Source organism: Thiobacillus sp. (assembly GCF_030696885.1).
Taxonomy (GTDB): Bacteria; Pseudomonadota; Gammaproteobacteria; order Burkholderiales; family Thiobacillaceae; genus Thiobacillus.
Genome location: NZ_JAUYRI010000026.1, coordinates 1 through 4,866 on the forward strand (window position 1 = coordinate 1; position 4,866 = coordinate 4,866).

4 protein-coding genes and 1 pseudogene are annotated in these 4,866 nt (G+C 61.8%); all 5 read left to right on the forward strand.

What is annotated here, in order from left to right:
- Positions 1 to 1,516, forward strand: a pseudogene (locus tag Q8R61_RS12585) (DNA-directed RNA polymerase subunit beta'); the annotation flags it as partial.
- A gap of 146 nt (positions 1,517 to 1,662) precedes the next feature.
- Entirely contained in the window at positions 1,663 to 2,040 is a 378-nt protein-coding gene (rpsL, locus tag Q8R61_RS12590; protein ID WP_011310913.1) for a 30S ribosomal protein S12, read from the forward strand.
- Positions 2,041 to 2,088: 48 nt separating this feature from the next.
- Positions 2,089 to 2,559 (forward strand): 30S ribosomal protein S7, encoded by a 471-nt coding sequence (gene rpsG, locus Q8R61_RS12595; protein WP_305537784.1) that lies wholly within the window; start codon positions 2,089 to 2,091, stop codon positions 2,557 to 2,559.
- A 34-nt stretch (positions 2,560 to 2,593) separates the two neighbouring features.
- On the forward strand, positions 2,594 to 4,684 hold the full coding sequence (gene fusA / locus Q8R61_RS12600; protein ID WP_305537786.1) for an elongation factor G: 2,091 nt from the start codon (positions 2,594 to 2,596) through the stop codon (positions 4,682 to 4,684).
- Positions 4,685 to 4,727: 43 nt separating this feature from the next.
- The coding region (locus tag Q8R61_RS12605) for a GTP-binding protein (protein ID WP_305536730.1) at positions 4,728 to 4,866 on the forward strand (139 nt) is incomplete at its 3' end.

Below are 4,866 nucleotides of genomic sequence, written 5' to 3' on the forward strand. Positions count from 1 at the left end.
TGGCAAGTGCTACGGCCGCGACCTCGGCCGCGGCTACATGGTCAACGTCGGCGAAGCCGTCGGCGTGATCGCCGCGCAGTCGATCGGCGAGCCGGGCACCCAGCTCACCATGCGGACCTTCCACATCGGTGGTGCGGCATCGCGTGCCGCGGCGGCGAGCCAGCTCGAGGCCAAGTCCAACGGCACCGTGCAGTACACCGCCACCATGCGCTACGTGACCAACGCCCGCAAGGAGCTGGTGGCGATTTCGCGCAGCGGCGAAATCATCATCGCCGACGATTCGGGCCGCGAGCGCGAGCGTCAGAAAGTGCCGTACGGCGCGACCCTGATGGTGACCGATGGCGCCAAGATCAAGGCCGGCGCCGTGCTGGCAACCTGGGATCCGCACACCCGTCCGATCATCACCGAGTACGCCGGCCGCATCCGCTTCGAGAACATCGAGGAAGGCGTGACCGTCGCCAAGCAGCTCGACGACGTCACCGGCCTGTCGACGCTGGTGGTCATCGATCCCAAGCGCAAGGCAAGCAGCGCCGGCAAGGGCTTGCGTCCGCAGGTGAAGCTGCTGGACGAGGCCGGCAACGAGCTCAAGCTGGCCGGGACCGATACGCTGGTCAACATCACCTTCCAGATCGGCTCCATCATCACGGTGAAGGACAGCCAGGACGTGGCGGTGGGCGACGTGATCGCGCGGATTCCGCAGGAAACCTCGAAAACGCGTGACATCACCGGCGGCCTGCCGCGTGTGGCCGAGCTGTTCGAAGCACGTTCCCCGAAAGATGCCGGCGTGTTGGCAGAAGTTACGGGCACGGTGTCGTTCGGCAAGGACACCAAGGGCAAGCAGCGTCTGGTCATCACCGACCTCGACGGCGTCGCGCACGAATACCTGATCACCAAGGAAAAGCACGTCACCGCGCACGACGGCCAGATCGTCCAGAAGGGCGAAATGATCGTCGACGGTCCGGTCGACCCGCACGACATCCTGCGTCTGCAGGGCGTCGAGGCGCTGGCGCGCTACATCACCGACGAGGTGCAGGACGTGTACCGCCTGCAGGGTGTGAAGATCAACGACAAGCACATCGAGGTCATCGTGCGGCAGATGCTGCGCCGCGTCACGGTGGTGGATCCGGGTGACACCGGCCTCATCCCCGGCGAAGGCGTCGAGCGCTCGGAAGTGCTGCAGATCAACGACGAAATGGAAGCCGCCGGCAAGCAGCCCGCCGTCTATGACCCCATTTTGCTGGGCATCACCAAGGCGTCGCTGTCGACCGATTCCTTCATTTCCGCGGCGTCCTTCCAGGAAACCACGCGCGTGCTGACCGAAGCGGCCATCATGGGCAAGCGGGACGAGCTGCGCGGTCTGAAGGAAAACGTGATCGTCGGTCGCCTGATTCCGGCGGGCAGCGGTCTGGCCTACCACAACACCCGTCGCCGTCAGGCTGCCGGGGAGGACATGGGCGCCGAGCATCTGATCATCGGCGAGGACGCAAACCCCGCAGAGAATCAGGAAGTGGCTTGACAGGGGGGTGGCTCTCCCCTAGAATCACGCGTCTTTTTCCGGCCATACGTGTGCCGGGAAGCGCAGGACTGTAGCCCGGGACGGCGCATGCCGTCCCGCTTGTTTTAGAAACGATACGCTCACCTTAATTTTTCGGAATTTTTGACATGCCAACGATTAACCAGCTGATCCGCAAGCCGCGCCAGGCGCCGGTGGAAAAGAGCAAGGTTCCGGCCCTGAAGGCCTGCCCGCAACGCCGCGGCGTGTGCACCCGCGTGTACACCACGACGCCCAAGAAACCGAACTCCGCCTTGCGCAAGGTTTGCAAGGTCAAGCTCACCAGCGGCTTCGAGGTCATCAGCTACATCGGCGGCGAAGGCCACAATCTGCAGGAGCACTCGGTGGTACTGGTGCGCGGCGGCCGGGTCAAGGACTTGCCGGGTGTGCGTTACCACACCGTCCGCGGCAGCCTGGATACCGCAGGTGTCAAGGATCGTAAGCAGTCGCGCTCGAAGTACGGTGCCAAGCGCCCGAAGAAAGCCTGATTAAACCCGGCGCCCGAAAAAAGCCTAATTAGATAGAGAGACAGGAATATGCCCCGTCGTCGCGAAGTCCCCAAACGTGAAATCCTGCCTGATCCGAAATTCGGCAATCAGGAAGTTTCCAAATTCATGAACGTCGTCATGTCCAGCGGCAAGAAGTCGGTCGCTGAGCGCATCGTCTACGGCGCGTTCGAGCAGATCGTCCAGAAGTCCGGCAAGGACCCGCTGGAAGTGTTCGGTGTTGCGCTGAACAATGCGCGCCCCCTGGTCGAAGTGAAGAGCCGCCGCGTTGGTGGCGCCAACTACCAGGTGCCGGTCGAAGTGCGTTCCAGCCGTCGTACCGCGCTGGCGATGCGCTGGCTGAAGGATGCTGCGCGCAAGCGCGGCGAGAAGTCCATGGGCGCCCGTCTGGCAGGCGAATTGCTGGATGCGGCCGAAGGCCGTGGCGGCGCTGTGAAGAAGCGTGAGGAAGTGCACCGTATGGCTGAAGCCAACAAGGCCTTCTCGCATTTCCGTTTCTAAGAACAACTAACGCATTGATTGGCAGGTAATTAACGTGGCACGCAATACTCCTATCGAGCGCTATCGCAATATCGGCATTTCGGCCCATATCGACGCTGGCAAGACCACCACCACCGAGCGCGTCCTGTTTTACACGGGCGTGTCGCACAAGATCGGCGAAGTGCATGATGGCGCGGCCACCATGGACTGGATGGAACAGGAGCAGGAGCGCGGCATCACGATTACCTCCGCTGCGACCACGTGTTTCTGGAAGGGGATGGATGGCAAGTTCCCCGAGCACCGTATCAACATCATCGACACCCCGGGTCACGTTGACTTCACCATCGAGGTGGAGCGCTCCATGCGCGTGCTGGACGGCGCCTGCATGGTGTACTGCGCGGTGGGCGGTGTGCAGCCGCAGTCGGAAACCGTGTGGCGTCAGGCCAACAAGTACCGCGTGCCGCGTCTGGCGTTCGTCAACAAGATGGACCGCTCCGGCGCCGACTTCTTCAAGGTATACGATCAGATGCGCTTGCGTCTGAAGGCCAATCCGGTGCCGATCCAGGTGCCGATCGGCGCCGAGGAGAAGTTCGAGGGGGTGGTCGACCTCGTCAAGATGAAGGCGATTTACTGGGATGAAGCCAGCCAGGGCATGAAGTTCGACCTGCGCGACATTCCCGCGGAACTGCTCGAGACCTGCAAAAAGTGGCGCGAGGCCATGCTGGAAGCCGCTGCGGAGTCGTCCGAAGAAATGATGAACAAATACCTTGAAGAGGGCGACCTCTCCGAGGCCGACATCATCCAGGGTCTGCGTGCGCGCACCATCGCCAGCGAAATCGTGCCGATGATGTGCGGCAGCGCGTTCAAGAACAAGGGCGTGCAGGCCATGCTCGACAAGGTGGTCGAGCTGATGCCGGCGCCGACCGACGTGCCCGCGGTCAAGGGCGAACTGGATGATGGCAGCGAAGGCGAGCGCCTGCCGTCCGACGACGAAAAGTTTTCCGCCCTGGCGTTCAAGGTTGCAACCGACCCCTATGTGGGTCAGCTGATTTTCTTCCGTGTCTATTCCGGTGTCGTCAAATCGGGCGATACGATTTACAACCCGGTCAAGGGCCGCAAGGAGCGTCTGGGCCGCATTCTGCAGATGCACGCCAACCAGCGCGAAGAGATCAAGGAAGTGCGCGCGGGCGACATCGCGGCAGCCGTGGGCCTCAAGGATGTCACGACCGGCGACACGCTGTGTGATGTGGCGTCCCCGATCACGCTCGAGCGCATGGTGTTCCCCGAGCCGGTGATTCACGTCGCGGTCGAGCCGAAAACCAAGGCCGACCAGGAAAAAATGGGTATCGCGCTGGGCCGTCTGGCGCAGGAAGACCCGTCTTTCCGCGTGCGCACCGATGAGGAATCCGGCCAGACCATCATGTCGGGCATGGGCGAATTACACCTGGAGATTCTGGTTGACCGCATGCGTCGCGAATTCGGCGTTGAAGCCAACGTCGGTGCACCGCAGGTGGCCTACCGCGAAGCGATCAAGAAGGAAGTCGAGCAGGAAGGCAAACACGCCAAGCAGTCGGGCGGCAAGGGTCAATACGGCCACGTGTGGATCAAGATGGGGCCGAACGAACCGGGCAAGGGCTTTGAGTTCGTCGACGCCATCAAGGGCGGAACCGTGCCGCGTGAATATATTCCCGCGGTCGAAAAGGGCTTGAAAGAGGCGCTGTCCAATGGCGTGCTGGCAGGCTTCCCGGTGGTGGACGTCAAAGTCACGCTGTTCGACGGTTCCTATCACGATGTCGACTCGTCCGAGCTGGCGTTCAAGCTGGCGGCGATCCTGGCGTTCAAGGACGGCATGCGCAAGGCCAGCCCGATCCTGCTTGAGCCGATGATGGCGGTGGAAGTGGAAACGCCGGAAGACTACATGGGTGATGTGATGGGCGACCTCAACCGCCGTCGCGGCATCATCCAGGGTATGGAAGATGCGGCCGGCGTGAAGCTGGTCAAGGCGGAAGTGCCGCTGGCCGAGATGTTTGGCTACTCGACCGATCTGCGCTCCATGTCGCAGGGCCGCGCGACCTACTCGATGGAATTCAAGCATTACACCGAAGCGCCCAAGAGCGTTGCGGAAGCCGTGATTGCGAAAAAGTAAGCGGCCGCCAAGAAATAATTTTGATCTTATAGGGTACTGAAAAATGGCTAAGGAAAAATTCGAGCGGACCAAACCGCACGTAAACGTTGGCACCATTGGACACGTTGACCACGGCAAGACCACCTTGACCGCGGCGATCACCACCATTCTGGCGAAGAAGTTTGGCGGTGCTGCCAAGAAGT

Excerpts from the sequence above, each read along its gene's own strand:
- rpsL (WP_011310913.1), top strand. The coding sequence starts at position 1,663 with ATGCCAACGATTAACCAGCTGATCCGCAAGCCGCGCCAGGCGCCGGTG.
- rpsG (WP_305537784.1), top strand. The coding sequence starts at position 2,089 with ATGCCCCGTCGTCGCGAAGTCCCCAAACGTGAAATCCTGCCTGATCCG.